The 15324-nt window shown below is 69.0% G+C and carries 18 protein-coding genes; 6 read left to right on the plus strand and 12 right to left on the minus strand.

The genetic code is table 11. From position 1 onward, the window contains the following. Positions 1–31: 31 nt before the first annotated feature. Positions 32–919: a transcription initiation factor IIB gene (locus NO876_RS01410; RefSeq protein WP_256419884.1), complete on the minus strand. Its 888-nt coding sequence runs from the start codon at positions 917–919 to the stop codon at positions 32–34. Positions 920–1083: 164 nt separating this feature from the next. On the opposite strand from NO876_RS01410, the gene NO876_RS01415 reads away from it, so the two are divergent. Further along, on the plus strand, positions 1084–1605 hold the full coding sequence (locus tag NO876_RS01415) for a DUF7858 family protein (protein ID WP_256419885.1): 522 nt from the start codon (positions 1084–1086) through the stop codon (positions 1603–1605). Positions 1606–1707: 102 nt separating this feature from the next. On the opposite strand, the gene NO876_RS01420 is transcribed toward NO876_RS01415, so the two are convergent. The 7 genes from NO876_RS01420 to NO876_RS18115 all read right to left on the minus strand — a co-directional run bounded on the left by NO876_RS01420 (position 1708) and on the right by NO876_RS18115 (position 6587). After that, entirely contained in the window at positions 1708–2469 is a 762-nt protein-coding gene (locus NO876_RS01420; RefSeq protein ID WP_256419886.1) for an AAA family ATPase, read from the minus strand. A 25-nt stretch (positions 2470–2494) separates the two neighbouring features. Continuing rightward, the gene (locus tag NO876_RS01425) at positions 2495–2626 is read right to left on the minus strand and encodes a hypothetical protein (RefSeq protein ID WP_256419887.1); all 132 of its coding nucleotides are present in this window, start codon (positions 2624–2626) and stop codon (positions 2495–2497) included. 18 nt (positions 2627–2644) lie between these two features. Continuing rightward, a complete protein-coding gene (locus tag NO876_RS01430; protein WP_256419888.1) occupies positions 2645–3073 on the minus strand; it encodes an HIT family protein in 429 nt (142 codons plus the stop codon). Between the two features lie 259 nt (positions 3074–3332). Next, positions 3333–3962, minus strand: a complete 630-nt coding sequence (locus NO876_RS01435) for a uracil-DNA glycosylase (protein WP_256419889.1) — start codon at positions 3960–3962, stop codon at positions 3333–3335. 27 nt (positions 3963–3989) lie between these two features. Next, positions 3990–4856 carry a ribose-phosphate diphosphokinase gene (locus NO876_RS01440; RefSeq protein WP_256419890.1) on the minus strand — a complete coding sequence of 289 codons (867 nt, stop codon included), beginning with the start codon at positions 4854–4856 and terminating at the stop codon, positions 3990–3992. 156 nt (positions 4857–5012) lie between these two features. Then, a complete protein-coding gene (locus NO876_RS01445) occupies positions 5013–5903 on the minus strand; it encodes an HVO_0234 family beta-propeller protein (protein WP_256419891.1) in 891 nt (296 codons plus the stop codon). 114 nt (positions 5904–6017) lie between these two features. After that, on the minus strand, positions 6018–6587 hold the full coding sequence (locus tag NO876_RS18115) for a hypothetical protein (protein ID WP_390277047.1): 570 nt from the start codon (positions 6585–6587) through the stop codon (positions 6018–6020). Positions 6588–6685: 98 nt separating this feature from the next. Here NO876_RS18115 and NO876_RS01455 point away from each other — a divergent pair, with 98 nt between their 5' ends. The 3 genes from NO876_RS01455 (at position 6686) to NO876_RS01465 (ending at position 10353) form a co-directional block, all read left to right on the plus strand. Next, positions 6686–7801: a tRNA (guanine(26)-N(2))-dimethyltransferase gene (locus tag NO876_RS01455; RefSeq protein ID WP_256419892.1), complete on the plus strand. Its 1116-nt coding sequence runs from the start codon at positions 6686–6688 to the stop codon at positions 7799–7801. A gap of 113 nt (positions 7802–7914) precedes the next feature. Further along, positions 7915–9351, plus strand: coding sequence for a YihY/virulence factor BrkB family protein (locus NO876_RS01460; protein ID WP_256419893.1), 1437 nt, complete (start codon positions 7915–7917; stop codon positions 9349–9351). Between the two features lie 87 nt (positions 9352–9438). Continuing rightward, positions 9439–10353, plus strand: a complete 915-nt coding sequence (locus NO876_RS01465) for a phosphatase PAP2 family protein (protein WP_256419894.1) — start codon at positions 9439–9441, stop codon at positions 10351–10353. Positions 10354–10417: 64 nt separating this feature from the next. Here NO876_RS01465 and glnA read toward each other — a convergent pair whose 3' ends face one another. Further along, on the minus strand, positions 10418–11791 hold the full coding sequence (gene glnA, locus NO876_RS01470; protein WP_256419895.1) for a type I glutamate--ammonia ligase: 1374 nt from the start codon (positions 11789–11791) through the stop codon (positions 10418–10420). A 126-nt stretch (positions 11792–11917) separates the two neighbouring features. Here glnA and lrp point away from each other — a divergent pair, with 126 nt between their 5' ends. Then, positions 11918–12376, plus strand: coding sequence for an HTH-type transcriptional regulator Lrp (gene lrp / locus NO876_RS01475; RefSeq protein WP_256419896.1), 459 nt, complete (start codon positions 11918–11920; stop codon positions 12374–12376). Between the two features lie 57 nt (positions 12377–12433). On the opposite strand, the gene NO876_RS01480 is transcribed toward lrp, so the two are convergent. Continuing rightward, positions 12434–13360, minus strand: coding sequence for an HFX_2341 family transcriptional regulator (locus tag NO876_RS01480; RefSeq protein WP_256419897.1), 927 nt, complete (start codon positions 13358–13360; stop codon positions 12434–12436). A gap of 145 nt (positions 13361–13505) precedes the next feature. On the opposite strand from NO876_RS01480, the gene NO876_RS01485 reads away from it, so the two are divergent. Further along, positions 13506–13769, plus strand: coding sequence for a hypothetical protein (locus tag NO876_RS01485; RefSeq protein WP_256419898.1), 264 nt, complete (start codon positions 13506–13508; stop codon positions 13767–13769). Positions 13770–13833: 64 nt separating this feature from the next. Here the strand turns inward: NO876_RS01485 and NO876_RS01490 are convergent, their stop codons facing one another. Together NO876_RS01490 and NO876_RS01495 are read right to left on the minus strand one after the other, a co-directional pair. Continuing rightward, the gene (locus NO876_RS01490) at positions 13834–14439 is read right to left on the minus strand and encodes a cysteine hydrolase family protein (RefSeq protein WP_256419899.1); all 606 of its coding nucleotides are present in this window, start codon (positions 14437–14439) and stop codon (positions 13834–13836) included. A gap of 4 nt (positions 14440–14443) precedes the next feature. Beyond that, positions 14444–15262, minus strand: coding sequence for a YqcI/YcgG family protein (locus NO876_RS01495; protein WP_256419900.1), 819 nt, complete (start codon positions 15260–15262; stop codon positions 14444–14446). Between the last annotated feature and the right edge of the window lie 62 nt (positions 15263–15324).

Genomic DNA, 15324 nt, shown 5'->3' on the forward strand with positions numbered 1-15324 from the left:
TCAGAGCGACGTCCGAGGGGCCCCGTTCCGCTTACTCGTCGTCGCTGAGCGCCTGGTACGTCGACCGCAGCGTCACGGGCGTGACGCCGGCGGCGTCTGCGGCGTCCCGCTGGGTCAGGTCCGCGCCGACGTCGCGACCCGCGGTGTACAGACACGCGGCGGCGACGCCGCTCGGGTGTCGGCCGGCGACGATGCCGCGCTCGGCCGCTTCGGCGACGTACTCCCGGGCGCGCCGTTCGACGTCGCCGGAGAGGTCGAGTCGAGAGGCGAAGCGGGGCACGTACTCCGCGGGATCGATCGGTCCGACGGGCAGGCCGAGTTCGCGGTTGATCGCGTCGTAGGCGGCGGTCTGCTCGTTCTCCGTCGCCTTCGCCACGTCGGCGACCTCCTGAACCGTACGCGACACGCGAGCGACGCGGCAGGCCGCGTAGACGCAGGCCGCGGCGAACCCCTCCAGCGAGCGGCCGGGGAGCAGGTCCTCCGACTGGGCGGAGCGGAACAGCGAGCACGCGTGGTCTCGAATCCGGTCCGGAAGCGACAGCACGCCCGTGAGCCGTCTGATCTCGGTGAACGCGTACACCTGATTGCGCTCGCGCTTCGAGGAGATGCGCGCGCGGTTGTGCTGCCGGCGCATCCGCGCGAACTGTCGGCGCTTCCGGCCTTTGGCCCGCGTCGAGCGACCGATCTTCGTCGACAGCCCCCTGTCGTGACGCGAGCGCGTCAGGGGCGCGCCGGTCCGCTTCGGATCCCGATCGTCGTCGGCGAAGGAGCGCCAGTCGGGGCCGTGGTCGATCCGGTACTCCGAGAGCACGAGTCCGCAGTCCCCGCACAGGGTCTCCCCGCCGGCGGTCTCCGGGCGACCGCCGCATTCGGGGCAAGTGTTCGTCGTCGTGGCGGCGTCGGCGGGTGCTTCACTCATCACAATTGAAACTCGGTCGCGAAGCCATATTTAAAAGCGTGAGAAAACCGGTGGATAGACCCTCTTCAGCGGCTGATAACCAACCGATAACCGGTAGGTAGTGAGAATCAGATAAGATAATCGAAACGAACCTTCTTATCGGAACGGGCGGAGACACAATCACGATGGGTTTGTCGGAGATCGCAGCGGGGCTGGAGTTGAGAACGGAGCAGGTACGGCGCGGCGTCGCGACCGTGGACGACACCGACGTCGACCTCGACGCGCGGCTTCGGGAGCACGAGGCCGACCTCCCGTGCACGGCTGCCGCGGCGACGACCGTGCTCGAACGGTACGACGAGGGCGCGAGCGTCGGCGACGCGGGCGAGGCGGCGGCGATCGCGCCGGTCACGGCCGCGAAGCTCCTCCACCGGTGCGGGTTCGAGGGTGTGACGCCGCTGTCGCCGACGGCGCGGCGGGTGCTCCGCGACTGGATCGACGGCCGACTTTCGCGGGCGGACGCGCTCGAACTCACGGGTTCGGACGAGGCGGAGTTCGCACTCGCCGTCTACGTCGAGACGCACGACCCGATCACGGAACTCGCCGAGGCCGTCCGCCGCGACGCCTCGACGCCGATCGCGGGCGACGCGCTCGTCTCGAAACGCGACGCGCTCGCCGAGACGATGACCGGCAGTTCCGACCTCCGGTAGTCTGCCGCCACTCGGTCTCTGCGAACCGCTCGCTCGGCCTCACGCGGCCGGGCTGTCCACTGCGGTTGAGGTGCGACGAACGAAACGGTCGCGATCGACGCCTTACCGACCGACGAGTCCGCCGACCGATCCGAGCAGTCCGTCGCCATCCTCGTCCGAGCCCCGGAGCTCCTCTCCTGTGAGTGCGGCGGCGATGCGGCCGATCGCCGCAGCAAACGCGTCCTCGTCGCCGAGGCAGGCGGGAGCGGCGTCGGCCGCCGTCGCTTCGGTCGCCGGTACAGACACGTCGGCGGTCTCCAGGTCGCCGCGAACCGAAACCACGAGCGAGGCCTCGGTGCCGACGTCGGCCAGTCGCTCGTGGCACCGCTGGACGGCCTCGGCCCCCCGGTCGCTCGCCGGCGTGACGACGGCGATTCGATCTGCGACGTTCACCGCGGCGACGGCCTGGTTCGCCGCGATCGGCGGCACGTCAAGGAGGACGTGATCGAACCGCGACGACGCGGTCGCGATCAGCGACTCGAACCGCCGGGCGGCCTCGACGCGCTTCGCCCAGGCCAGCCGCTCGAAGGGAGCGTGCGCGGGGCAGACGGCGGCCCGGCCGGGAACGGCTCCGCCGAGATCCAGTGCCAGTAACCCGGTCGAGAGGTCCCGACCGTCGTCGACGAGGAGTCGCGTCAAGTCCGGGTCGATCCGACCCTGGACGTAATCGGCGAGTCCCTGCGTCGCGAACGCGGCGTCGAGGATCGCGACCTCGCGGCCGTCAGCCGCCAGCGCCGCACCGACCTCGACTGCGGTTCGCGTCGTCCCCGCCCCGCCCGCCGCGCCGACGAACGCCGTGACGTCCGCCGTCTCCGTCTCTCTCATACCCACTCTGGCCGCGCACTGGGATTTAAACAATCCGGTCGGACGTCCGGCCGACCCCGACGCTGTCACCGAGGTCGTCGCTCGTTTCGCTCGTCGGGATGGCGGCGACGACGTCGTCGGTCACTCGCTCGCGCCGATCACTCGCCGGTGTCGACATCCGCCACGATACCGTCGGTCATTTGCCCGCCTCGATGGCGGTGGCGATGTCGTCGAGTTCGTCGTCCGAGAGGTCCGGTCGGTCGCCCGCGACCGCGTGGATCGGCCTGCCGCCGTCGCCCTCGAAGCGCGGGACGATGTGCACGTGCACGTGCGGGACCTCCTGACCGGCGGCGCTCCCGTTGTTCACGCCGACGTTCGACGCGTCGGCGTCGACGGCCGATTCGATCCGCGGCGTCAGTTCCTGTACGGCCGCCCAGACGTCGGCGGCGATCTCGTCGGGCAGCTCGCCGAGTCGCTCGTAGGCGTCTTTCGGCACGACGAGCGTGTGACCCGGTGCAAGCGGGTTCGCGTCGAGGAACGCCGCGACCGTGTCGGTCTCGTAGACGATTCGCGCCGGGATCTCGCCGGCGACGATCTGCTCGAAGATGGTCGGGTCGTCGCTCATACGCGGTTCATCGGGGGAATCGCCGAAGTAAGTTCGGGTCTGTACTAGAACGAGGTCGTGAACACGGTGGTCGGTGATTCAGCAACGGGATTGAACTCGGAAGCCCCCGCGCGCTCGGCTCGGGGGACTCGTTGCGCGCGCTCGCTGTGCTCGCGTGCTTACGTCGTCCGCCGTCGCCGAGCGCGCGGCCCCTTCCAGTCCCGCCCGTGTAGTTGTCCCTGCCACCATCGCGCGCCAAAACCGTCTTTCGATCCCGAAATCAGGACGGGCCGTCGTCGAGCGCCGTTCGGATCGCGTCGTGGACCGCCTCGCGGTATTCCTCGGCGCTGTAGCCGAGTCGCGCGCGCCAGACGTCCTGATACGACGGGTGGAGGATGGGAAGCAACGTCGCGAACGGCAGCTCGACCGGCTCTAAGATCCGATCGACGAAACCGTCGATCGTCCGGTCGTCGAGCGCGAGCGTCGTCGCGGTTGCGTGTTTGCCGGTCGCGACGATCACCGTCGGGTCGACGGTCCCGATCTCTCGCCGGAGGTGCGTCCGACAGTTCGCGCGTTCGATCTCTGCCGGTTCGCGGTTCGACCCGTCGCCGTCGCAGGGGAAGCACTTCACGGCGTTCGTGACGTAGGCCGCCGGACGGCCGATCTCGACGAGGAGCCGTCTGACGCGACGCCCCGAGTGCCGCGCCGTGTAGGCCTTTCCGGTCCAGTTGCCGCCGCGCCACGTCTCCGCGTCGGGGTTCCCGGCACCGGGCGCTTCGCCGACGACCATCACGTCGGCGTCGAGGTCGCCGGTCCCCCACGAGATCCGCTCGCGGCACTCGACGAGCGCCGGGCACCGCTCACAGTCGGCTTCGAGGACGTGCCGTTCGGCGGGGAATTCGGGGTCCATCGTCAGTTCCGCTCCGTCGGCGCGCCGCTACGCCGCTTCGACCGCGTCGACGGCGGCGGCGACGATCGGCGCGACGGAGACGGCGCTCACGTCCCGCTCGACCGTGTCGGTCGCGACGACCCGCTCGATCCCGGCGCGCTCGAGCTTCGTCCGGGCGTTTCGTGCCAGGAGCGGGTGGACGCACGCCGCGAAGACGCGCTCGGCCCCGTCGGCGTCGAGGTGGGCGACGGCCTCGCTCATCGTCGACCCGGTCGCGACGATGTCGTCGACGATCACGACGTCGCGGCCCGCGGCGTCGGCGTCGCTCGGCGAGATTTCGACCTCCGTTCCGGAGTGGCGGGTCTTCTCGAAGTAGTCGGTCTCGCCGCGCCCGTAGGCGTCACAGGTCGCAACCGCGAGATCGACCGCGCCGGAGTCGGGCGAGAGAAACAGCGGCGCTGTGAGATCGTCGGGGAGCGGATCGGCGAGCAGCCCCGCGGCGTCGCAGACGGTGACGTGGGCGTCGAAGAAGTCCGTGATCGACTCCTCGTGAGGATTTACGAGGACGACCCGGTCGGCCCCGGTCGAGACCGCCCGGGCCATCGCCCGCGCGGAGACGGGCTCGCCGGGGTTGAACGCCTCGTCCTGGCGCGCGTAGCCCATATACGGAATCACGGTGACGACCTCGCTCGCGCCGGCCTCCCGGACGGCGTCCTGCAACTGGAGCAGTTCGACCCACGCGTCGTTCGAGTCCGTCGTCGCGACGACCACCGCGCGGTCGGCGTCGAAGTCGGGGACGGCGGCGAACGTCTCACCGTCGGGGAAGCGGTCGTACTCGACGGCCGAGAGCGGTTCGCCCAACTCCGAGGCGAGCGCGGCCGCGAGCGCCTGCGAGGATGCGCCGGGAACGATCATACCGGTATCTCTCGACCCGCGGTAAAACCCCTTTTCGTCTTCGTTCGGAGTCGCATCGCCGCTTCGATGGTTCTCATACTGATTACTCTCGTCTCTTACCACCGAGCGCTACCCCGGTTGACGGCGCTCGGCGGTAAAACGTGAGAGTAATCAGTATCAGACCGTGGCGGCCGCGACGTCTCTCACGCCGAGCACCCGATAGCGCCACTCGTCGCCCGGCAGTCGAACGGCGAGCGTACCGTCGGCGGTGACCGCGTACGACGCCTCGACGCCGTGTGTCACGGCCACGACGTCGCCGCCGACCGGGAGTTTCTCCTCGACCCAGCGGTCCCGCCCGCCCGACGCGTCGCCGCTCTCTCCCGAATCGAGCCCTCGCGCGTACAGCGCGCCGTCGACTGCCGCCAGTCCTCGCTCCCGGACGGCGTCGACGGCCTCGACTGACCCCTCAAGAACGTCCATCCAGCCGTTGCCGAGCTTGTACAGTCCCGCTCCGGTCGCCACGAGGGGTTCCGCGTCGACGTCGCGGGCGTCGTCGAGGCCGGCGTGGGCCACGCCGCCGGAACCCATCCGGTAGACGCCGTCGGCGGCGGCGACGAGGCCGCCGTCGAGTGCGCGCACCGGCCCGGTCGTTCCGACGTCGGTCCACGCGGCCGATTCGGTGCCGTGGCCGTCGTCGTTCCCGACTCTGCGTGCCACTCGGCCCTCGCCGTCGCCTGCGAGCAGCGACCCGTCGTCGAATCCGACGGCCGTGGCCGGGCCGAATCCGGTCTCCGCGAAGTCGATCTGCGGGGCCGCACTCGAGGTTTCAGCGTCGCGCTCGCCGTCACCGTCGGACCGATCCGCGAGCAACACGTCCTCGTCGGTCGCGACCGCCACCAGCGATCCGGCGGTCGCAACGTCGCGCGCCTCACACCGGCAACGCAGGCCGAACTCGCCGATCAGGTCGTCGGAGACCGAGACGGAGACGACGCCCAGTCCGGTCGCGAGCAGCACCGTTTCGGTGCCGGAGTTGTCGGTGTACACTCGCTTCTCGTCGATCGTGGGCATTGCCCGACGTTCGTCGAGACGGGGTAAAAACGGTGCGAAGCGAGCGGGTGGGGTGTTCGGCGTCGCGACGGGACGGCCGGGTGACAGTCCCGGACGCCGGGGCGCGTCGGCACCTCAAAGGAAGTCCCGCACTTCGGAGTACCACATCTCGTGGTGGTCGACCTCGCCGATGCGCTCGGCGATGGCGACCGCGAGGACGTGCCAGCAGCGCTCCGTCGGATCTTCGGGGTCGAGATTGTAGGCGCTGTCCTTGCAGGTGCACCCGCCGTCCTCGACGACGTACTCGTCCTCGTGCCCGACGACGACGGTGAAGTCCCGGTAGCGTTTGACTCGTCCCTCGGAGACGGCCTCGACGGCGCGCGCCCCGCGGTCGTCGTGACGCGATATCAGGGCGTCGACGGCGTCGGGCGTGAGCTCGCCGCGCTCGGCCAACTCGCGCCGCCAGGCGGTCTCGGCGTCCGTCCCCGTCTCGGTCGGGACGACGAAACCGTCGCCCGGGTCGTCGCCGTCGGTGGAACCGCCACCAGCTCCGGAGCCGGGGACGCTCTCACTGTCGCCCGCAACTTCGGGAAAGCGCTCGCCGTCGTCCGCAACTCCGGATTCGTGGGCGCGTCCGCTGTCTCTCCCGCCCGAGCCGCGGGAGCCCCCGCTTTCGTTTCCCGCCGAGTCGTCGCCGTCGCTCACGGCCCGTTCTTCCCCCGGCCCCGACAAAACCTCACCGGTGGCCCGGTCCGCTCGCGCCGACCGCATCGCTTTTCGCCGCGCGGCGTCCGAGCCGAGGTATGGACGTTCGTGAGGGCGGCGTCGTGGTGTCGGTCCCCGACGCCCGCGACGGCGCATCCGAGGGCGCGGGCGACGGCGTGTTCTACAACCCGACGCAGGAACTCAACCGCGACGTGACGGTGGCGACGCTCCGGGCGTACCGCGAGCGCGAACCCCGCGCGAGCTCGTATCTCGACGCGATGGCCGCGAGCGGGATCCGCGGCGTCCGAGCCGCCGCCGAGGGATACGACGTCACCTGCGCCGACGTCGACGCCGACGCGGTCGAACTGGCCCGCGAGAACCTCGCGCGCAACGACCTCGGCGGGGAGGCCGTCGAGCGCGACGTCAACCCCCTCCTGTACGAGTCCCTGTTCGACGTCGTCGACCTCGACCCCTTCGGCACGCCGATCCCCTTCGCCGACGCGGCCCTCTCGAACGCGCGGAGCATGGTCTGCGTCACCGCCACCGACACCGCGCCGCTGTGTGGGGCCCACCAGCGCTCCGGGATCCGAAAGTACTCGACGCTCCCGCAGAACACCGACTACCATCCCGAGATGGGCCTGCGCGTCCTGCTCTCGGCGCTGATCCGCACGGCCGCCCGCTACGACAAGGCGGCCGTCCCGATCCTCTCGCACGTCACGCGTCACTACGCTCGCACCTACCTCCAGATCGACGCGCGGGCCACGCGGGCGGACGAACTGATCGATCGACTGGGCTACGTCCACCACTGCGAGGACTGCCTCCGCCGGACGCACGAGTTCGGCCTGATCGCGCACCCTCCAGACCAGTGCGACGCCTGCGGCGGCGACCGAATCCTCTCCGCGGGGCCGCTCTACCTCGGTCCGATCCGCGACGCCGACTTCGTCCACACGGTCCGCGAGCACGTCACCGACGAGATGGGCGAGGCCGCGCGGGCCGAACGGCTGCTGGAGACGGTCGAGACGGAGCTCGACACGCCGACGCACTACGACCAGCACCGCCTGTGTAAACAGTGGAGCCGCTCCGCGCCCGCGATGGACGATTTCCTGGAGTCGCTTCGGGACGCCGGCTTCGAGGCCACGCGGGCGCACTACTCGGGGACGGCGTTCAAAACCGACGCGGGCGTCCCGGAGATCCGCGAGGCGACGACCGAGTAGGTGGCGGCGTCGGTGCCGTCGGGGAGGAGTCGCGGAGCCGCCGTGGTTCGAGCGGCGGCGACGCGTCGACCGTCGCCGGGTGATTCTTGTGCGAATCCGCCGAATCGGTCCGTGTGAGCGTCTGGACTCGAAACCGGTTCGCCGTACCGCGTTCGATCGTCGAAACCGTCCGCGACCGGGAGGTGACGTTCCTCGCGGCGGGGATCTCGTATTACGTCCTCGTCTCGCTCGTGCCGCTTCTCACGCTCGCGGTCGTCGTCGCGACCGTCGTCGGCGGGGCGGAACTCGCGACGCAGGTCCAATCGATCGCACAGCGATATCTGCTCCCGACCGGCTCCGAACTCGTCGTGGGCGCGGTCACGGATCCAACGGGGCGCGGGACGCTCTCGATACTCAGCCTGCTGGTCACGACGTGGGGCGCGCTGAAGCTCTTCCGCGGCATCGACGTCGCCTTCGCTCGGATCTACGAGTATCCCACGAGCCCCGTCATCGAACAGCTGTCGGACGGGGTCATCACGCTCGCGACGCTCGGCGGGGCGACGATCGGCGTCGTGGTCACGACCGCCGTGATGGCGCTCGTCGACGTGCCGTTCGTCGGCATCGTGAGCCCGCTCGTCCTCCTCGCGTTTCTCGTCGTCGCGTTCCTCCCCCTCTATACCGTCATTCCGGACGTTCCGATCGGGGTCCGCGAGGCCCTTCCGGGGGCGGTCTTCGCCGCCGTCGGCTGGGCCGTCCTGAGCGCTGGCTTCGGGCTGTACGCCCAGTTCTCGACCGGCGTCGCCGGGGCGCTCGGGGCGGTTCTGCTGCTCGTAACCTGGTTTTATTTTTCGGGAATCCTGGTGCTCACCGGCGCGGTGCTTAACGCGGTGCTCGTGCGCGACGGCGAGGACCGAGACCGGCAGGTACAACACCCGCGGGACCGACGTCCCGAGCGGACGATGAGCGCGGACGACGAGACGACCGACGACGACGCCGTGTCCGGAGACGCCGGTCCCGCGAGCGACGCACGCGAGGAGCCGAACGCCGCCGACGCCGACGCCGACGCCGGACCTTCCGCCGACGCGGGCGGCTTCGCTGGCGACACCGACGCCGGACCTTCCGCCACCGACGCGGGCGGCTTCGCTGGCGACACCGACGATTCCTCATCCGCCGCCACCGACGTCGATCCCCGCGGTGCGCCCGATATCGATCAGCTCGACCGCCGCGTCGAGGAACTGCGCGCCGACCTCGACGCCTTCGAGGAGGACGTCCAGTCCCGAACGGTCGAGCGGCCGGACGTCGAATCGGAGATGCGCCGCTACGTCCGCGGGCGACTCCGACGGGGGAAAGCCCGCGGCTGGGGCCCGTATCTGGTGTTGCTGTACGGCACCGCGGCGACCATCGCCGCGTTCTACCTGCTGGAGGACGACCTGCTGGCGGTGGTCGCGATGCTCGTGATCTACCTCTCGACGCTCGGGCTCTACGCGCTGTTCGTGATCTTCGGCGTCGGACTGAACGCCCTCGGCGTGCCCGGCCGCCTCGTCGACTGGGTGCGCGACCGACGGACCTGATCCGTCGGCCGTACGTCTGCGCAAGGTTTTGCTTGCTGAGACCACTTCCCGTGGCTATTTGTTTCCCGCGCGGCGAGTGAGCGACCGATGACCGCTCCAGTAACGCCGCTCGCCGCCCGCGGCGTCGGCGAGATCGCGTTCGCCGAGTCGCTTCCCGAGGCGGTGGCGTCCGTCTTCTGGGCGCTCACCCATCTCGGAAACCCGTACCTCCTCCTGGCGCTCGTCGCGATCGCGTACCTGCTCGGCGACCGCGTCGGCGTCTCCCGTCGAAACGCCGCGTTCGCGCTCGGACTCGGGCTCTGCGCGATCGGGCTCACCGTCGGACTGAAACACCTCTTCGGACTCCCGCGCCCGCCGATCTCCTACCGCGACGGCCTCGGCTTCCCCAGCGGGCACGCGCTCGGGTCGACGACGTTCTGGGGCGGCGTCGCCGTCCTCGCCCACCGCGGACGGTGGCGACGCCGACTCGCCGTCGCCGGAGGCGTTGTCGCCGTCGTCGCGCTCTCCCGCGTTCTCATCGGCGTTCACTACCTCGCGGACGTCGCCGCGGGCGTCGCGATCGGCGTCGCCTTCCTCGCGGCGGCGTTCGCGCTCGGGCCGGGATTCTCGCTCGACGATCCCGCGGGGGCGCTCGCGACGCCGACACACCGCCACGTCGTCGCGCTCTTCGGTGTCGCGCTCGCTTTCGGCCTCGCGGCGCTCCTCGTCGCCCCGGGCGAGAGCGAACTGTTCCTCGGGGTCGGCACCGCAGCGGGGGGGACCGTCGCCTGGTACCGATTCGGCGACCGCGCGGCGGCGGCGACGGTCGACCTCTCGGGGCGCACCCTCGCCGTCGGCGGAACCGGGCTGGCGGTCGTCCTCGGCGCGATGAGCGGGACGGCGGAACTGACCGAGAGCGGTGCTCTGATCGTCGTCGTCGGCGCCGTCGGTGCGGTCTGCCTGCTCGCGCTCCCGGTCGTCGTCGCACGGGGGGCGACCGATTCCGGGGCCGACGGCTCCTGAACTGACGAAACAGAAAAGTCGGAGAAAGAACTGTCGCCTTCGGTACGTTTCGAGGCCTGGACGTTCAGTACGTCTCGAGGTAGCGGTCGAGTTCCCACTGGGAGACGTCGATGCGGAACTCGTCGTACTCCTGGGTCTTCGCCTCGATGAACTTCTCGTAGACGTGCTCTCCGAGCGCCTCCTCGATGACCTCGTCCGCTTCGAGCGCGGAGACGGCCTCGCCGAGGTTCGCCGGCAGCGTGTCGATACCGTACTCCTCGCGCTTCTCCTCGTCGAACTCGTAGATGTTCTCTCTGACCGGGTCGGGCGCTTCGAGGCCCTCCTCGATACCGTCGAGACCGGCCGTGATGATCGCCGCGAAGGCGAGGTAGGGGTTACACGACGGGTCCGGCGAGCGGAGTTCGATGCGGGAGGCCGCGGGAACGCGGGCGGCCGGCTTGCGGATGAGCGCCGAGCGGTTCCGGTCGGACCACGCGACGTACACGGGTGCCTCGTACCCGGGGACGAGGCGCTTGTAGGAGTTGACGGTCGGGTCGGCGACGGCCGTGATCGCCGGGGCGTGTTCGAGGACGCCCGCGAGGAACGAGTGCGCGGTGTCCGAGAGGTTGAACTCGTCGTCCTCGTCGTGGAACGCGTTGTTGCCGTCCTCGTCGAACAGCGACACGTGGGTGTGCATCCCCGAGCCGTTGATCTTCGGGATCGGCTTGGGCATGAACGTCGCGTGCAGGTCGTGCTGGGCCGCGATGGCGCGGACGACCGTCCGGAACGTCCCGACGTTGTCGGCGGTGGTGAGGGCGTCGTCGTACTCGAAGTTGATCTCGTGTTGGCCCTCGGCGACCTCGTGGTGACTGGCCTCGATCTCGAAGTCCATCTGTTCGAGGCCGTAGATGATGTCTCGGCGGACGTCGCTCGCGAGGTCCTTCGGCGCGAGGTCGAAGTACCCGCCGGCGTCGTTGGTCTTCGTCGTCGCGCGACCGTCCTCGTCCTCCTCGAAGAGGAAGAACTCCGGCTCGGGGGCGACGTTGACGGTGTAACCCATCTCCTCGGCGCGGTCGAGCACGCGCTTGAGGACCGTTCGCGGGTCGCCCTCGAACGGCTCGCCCGTCGACGTGTCGATGACGTCGCAGATGAGGCGGGCCGACCGGCCGTCGCGCCACGGGAGGATCGCGAACGTCTCGGGGTCGGGCTTGAGGCGCATGTCCGACTCCTGGATGCGGACGAAGCCCTCGATGCTGGACCCGTCGAAGTAGATCCCGTCCGTGAAGGCCTTCTCGGCCTGCGTCGCCGGGACGGCGACGTTCTTTACAGTCCCGAGGATGTCGGTGAACTGCAGGCGGAGAAAGTCGACGTCTTTCTCCTCGATCTCGTCGATGACGCGCTGTGCTTCGGCGGAGAGACCGCCGTCGGGTGCGGCGGCAGATTCGTTTTCGTCCGTCATATCCTGGACAATCGAATCCGAACACTCCCAGTATAAAGACGTTATCGCTTAGTGCAAATGCCTCTAGTCTCATTTTGAATTGGATATTCGTAAAATTCTAATGCCCCCAGGCGCATCGTGAGTGTAATGACGTACGAAAACCTCGACGCAAAACTGATCAACGCACTACTCGGCGACGGCCGCGCCAGCCTCCGGAGCCTCGCAGAGGACCTCGACGTCTCGGTCACGACCGTCTCGAATCACCTCCGCGACCTCGAAGACGAGGGGGTCATCGAGGGGTACTCCCCGCGCGTGAACTACGACGCGCTCGGCTACGACGTCACGGCGATCATCCAACTGAAAGTCGAAGGAAGCGCCCTCCCGGACATCACCGAACGGCTCAAGGGCCACAAACAGATGGTCACCGTCTACGAGGTGACCGGCGACTACGACGTCATCGCGGTCGGGAAATTCGAGGACACCGACGGGATGAACGACCAGATCAAGGAGCTGCTCACCGACGCAGACATCCGCGAGTCGAACACCAGCGTCGTCCTCAACGCCGTCGTCGAGAACGCACAGTTCGACCTCGACGTCGACGAGTAATTCGGCCTCGACGAGTAACTCCGTCGAACGCGCCTCGCCGCGGCATCCGCGCCGCCGTCACGCCGATTCATCGAGCGGTTCGTCCTCGGCGTGGGCGCGCACCCAGAGCTGTCCGATCCGCGAGAGCCGAGTCCGGTATGACTTCCCGTGCTCCTCCTGTTCGATGTAGCCCTTCCCGCCCGGGCCGAGTCGGTCGACGTTGTAGATGACCTTTGACCGAAATGAGTCGGTGTACTCCTCGTTCATGTCGCGGGCGAGCGTCTCCGCGAGTTCGGAGACCGAGTCGAACTCGCCGTACTCGCCGAGTTCGAAGAGGATCACCTCCTCGAAGGGCTTGACGTTCTGGAAAGACGCGATCGGGAGTTCGACGATGTGGCTGTCGCCGATGCGCTTCGCGCCGATCGTCGTCCCGCGCTCGTCGAACTCGTCTAAGATGTCCGCCGCCGATTCGTAGCGCTCGCGAATCCGCTCGTCGTCGACGTCCTCGATATCGGTCCCCCTCAGTAACTCCCCGAGTAGTTCCTTCGCCGCGCGGACCTCCTCGGCGAGGTCGGTCTCTAAGTACTTCTCGGGGGCGGTGTAGTAGGTGTGGATCCGGTCGCGGTCCTCCTGGCGCTCGACCATAATCGAGTGGGCGGCGGTGGCGAAGGCGAAGGAGACCGGCCGCGGCATCGCCGAGACGTTCACCCACACCTCCGAGTCCTCGGCGGCGTCGAGTTCGGCGTTGATGAGGTCGTACGCCTGCTCGAAGGCGGCGTCGTAGTCGTAGACGTCGTCGACGACGACGCGCTCGGTGTCGGCACCGAGCAGGTTCTGGAAGTCCTTTTCCAGTTTCCCCGAGAGGTTCCGCGAGTACTCGACGTTCGACTCGCTGCCGACGGCTCCCTCCAGGAGGATCACCCGGTCGACGTCCTGTTGGTCCCGGATGAGCGGGGCAATCAGCCGGTCGTAGTCGAAGCCGACCGGCACGATGTGCGTCTGCATACGCCCTCGTTTGCCGGGGGCGACCATAAAAAGCGCGAGGCGGTCGGCCGCGGGCGACGAGCGTCTCGGGCCGCCGCCTCCGGCCGATCCGGACGCACGACATATTTATAATTATCTACCGTGTGGTTCTAGCCGGGTGGTATGTATGACCACATCCGGGCGGGCGGGGACGGATCGGCATCGAGGGATCTCTCCCTCCGGTAACACGCTCTGGGCGTCTCTGGAGTGTCTGCTGGGCGGCGTCGCCGCGGGGGTCCTCGTGCTGTTCGCGCTGCCGACGCTCTCGGATCTGGCGCGATCGCTGGGGCTGCTCTCGACGACGGTTCTGGCGTTCGTCTTCCTCTTCCTGTGGCTCTCGCTGTGGGCGGTCATCGGCACGGTCCACGAACGAGTCTGGACGGTCGGCTGACGCGGCCGCTCCTGTCTTCCGCTCGCCTTCGCCGAACCGCGTCGATATCGAGGGAACTCCGCCGCTACGCTCCGGCCTGCGGTTCGACCGCCGCGAGTACCTCCTTCGTGGCCATCACGTCGGCGAACTCGCCGTACAGGTGCGTCAGCGCGGTTCGGTGGACTTCAGACGCCGAGTAGTGCGTCCCGTCGGGCGCGTCGCGCTCGAACGTGGCCGTCGCGTCGGCGACGACGACGGCGTCGAAGCCGAGGTTCTCGGCCAAGCGAGTCGTCGTCGACACGCAGTGGTCCGTCGTGAGACCGACGACGACGACGGTCTCACAGCCGCGGTCGCGGAGCCGTTCGGCCAGATCGGTGCCCACGAACGCCGCGTTCACGCGCTTCGTTATCACCGGTTCGTCGCCTTCGGGCGCGGTCTCGGGCTTCCACGCGAAGCCGGGGGCGTCACTGCGAAGGGGCGAGTCCGGCTCCGCGGAGTCGTGACGGACGTGGAATCGCGGTAGGTCGGCCGCGCGCCACGCCTCTAGGAGCCGCGCGGCGTTCGCCTCGGCGTCGGGGGTGCTCCGCTCGCCCCACGCCGGGTCGTCGAAGCCCGTCTGGAGGTCGACGAGCACGAGCGCGGGCGCGTCGCCGAGACGACCCCGGAGCCGAGCGGTTTCAGTCCCGGTCATCGGCTCAGTCGTCACCGGTCGCGGCCGGCGGTTCTCCCCGCGGCGTCGCCGCCTTCGGATGCTCGCGCGTCACTCGGATGGGACACTCGTCGGGCGACTGCTCGGGGTCTGTTTCGAACAGGTACTGCGGCCACTCTCGGTCGCCCTCGACGCCCCAGTCGCCGAGGTCGGCGTGGGGACAGACGCCGTCGTACTCCGCGAGTCGGCCCTGGATCTGTTCGCGTGCGCGCTCGCCAGCCTCGGTGTCGTGGGTGATCCCCTCGAAGAGGGCGCGGGGTTGGAACGTGATCTCCAGGCCGACCGGGCAGTAGCGGCTCTTTCGGTCGTCGTAGAAGGGGGCGCGGCAGGTCGGGAACATCGGTTCGCCGCCGAAGCAGAACTCCCAGTGGGGGTCGTCGGGGTCGGTCGGGATCTCCGCGGGCCACGGTTCGGGGTCGTGGACGTGGAGGAATTGGAGGAGATGCCACAGCGTCTCGTGGTAGTCGGCCTCCGTGAACTCCCGCTCGGGCGGCCTGAAGAACGTCACCAGCGAGGCCCGTCCCGGCGCGTCGGGATAGGTGTCGAGGTACTCTAGGAGCGTGTCTCGGAACGACAGCAGCGCGTCGGGATCGGTCGTCGACGGTACGGCCGTGTAGAGCGGTTCGCCGTCGCGGACCGACTGGGCTCCGAAGTGACACGGGAACGGCGTTCCGCCGCGCTCGCCGAGCAGCGCGTCGGTGAAGGTCTCGAAGTGTCGGCGGACCCACCGGGGAACGTCGCCGTCGTCGACGCGGGCCGAAAGCGTCTCTTGGTCCACGAGCGACTGGACGCCCGATTCGTTCATACCGACAGCACGGATTCCGTAATCAAGAGCGCTTCGCCAGTCCCGAGAAGCCGAGAAGGGAG

This window comes from Halobellus rarus, assembly GCF_024494595.1.
Classification (GTDB): Archaea; Halobacteriota; Halobacteria; order Halobacteriales; family Haloferacaceae; genus Haloquadratum; species Haloquadratum rarum.

Bases quoted from the DNA above. Each gene is read 5' to 3' on its own strand.
- NO876_RS01410 (WP_256419884.1), bottom strand. From the start codon at position 919: ATGAGTGAAGCACCCGCCGACGCCGCCACGACGACGAACACTTGCCCC.
- NO876_RS01415 (WP_256419885.1), top strand. From the start codon at position 1,084: ATGGGTTTGTCGGAGATCGCAGCGGGGCTGGAGTTGAGAACGGAGCAG.
- NO876_RS01420 (WP_256419886.1), bottom strand. From the start codon at position 2,469: ATGAGAGAGACGGAGACGGCGGACGTCACGGCGTTCGTCGGCGCGGCG.
- NO876_RS01425 (WP_256419887.1), bottom strand. From the start codon at position 2,626: ATGTCGACACCGGCGAGTGATCGGCGCGAGCGAGTGACCGACGACGTC.
- NO876_RS01430 (WP_256419888.1), bottom strand. From the start codon at position 3,073: ATGAGCGACGACCCGACCATCTTCGAGCAGATCGTCGCCGGCGAGATC.
- NO876_RS01435 (WP_256419889.1), bottom strand. From the start codon at position 3,962: ATGGACCCCGAATTCCCCGCCGAACGGCACGTCCTCGAAGCCGACTGT.
- NO876_RS01440 (WP_256419890.1), bottom strand. From the start codon at position 4,856: ATGATCGTTCCCGGCGCATCCTCGCAGGCGCTCGCGGCCGCGCTCGCC.
- NO876_RS01445 (WP_256419891.1), bottom strand. From the start codon at position 5,903: ATGCCCACGATCGACGAGAAGCGAGTGTACACCGACAACTCCGGCACC.
- NO876_RS01455 (WP_256419892.1), top strand. From the start codon at position 6,686: ATGGACGTTCGTGAGGGCGGCGTCGTGGTGTCGGTCCCCGACGCCCGC.
- NO876_RS01465 (WP_256419894.1), top strand. From the start codon at position 9,439: ATGACCGCTCCAGTAACGCCGCTCGCCGCCCGCGGCGTCGGCGAGATC.
- glnA (WP_256419895.1), bottom strand. From the start codon at position 11,791: ATGACGGACGAAAACGAATCTGCCGCCGCACCCGACGGCGGTCTCTCC.
- lrp (WP_256419896.1), top strand. From the start codon at position 11,918: ATGACGTACGAAAACCTCGACGCAAAACTGATCAACGCACTACTCGGC.
- NO876_RS01480 (WP_256419897.1), bottom strand. From the start codon at position 13,360: ATGCAGACGCACATCGTGCCGGTCGGCTTCGACTACGACCGGCTGATT.
- NO876_RS01485 (WP_256419898.1), top strand. From the start codon at position 13,506: ATGACCACATCCGGGCGGGCGGGGACGGATCGGCATCGAGGGATCTCT.
- NO876_RS01490 (WP_256419899.1), bottom strand. From the start codon at position 14,439: ATGACCGGGACTGAAACCGCTCGGCTCCGGGGTCGTCTCGGCGACGCG.
- NO876_RS01495 (WP_256419900.1), bottom strand. From the start codon at position 15,262: ATGAACGAATCGGGCGTCCAGTCGCTCGTGGACCAAGAGACGCTTTCG.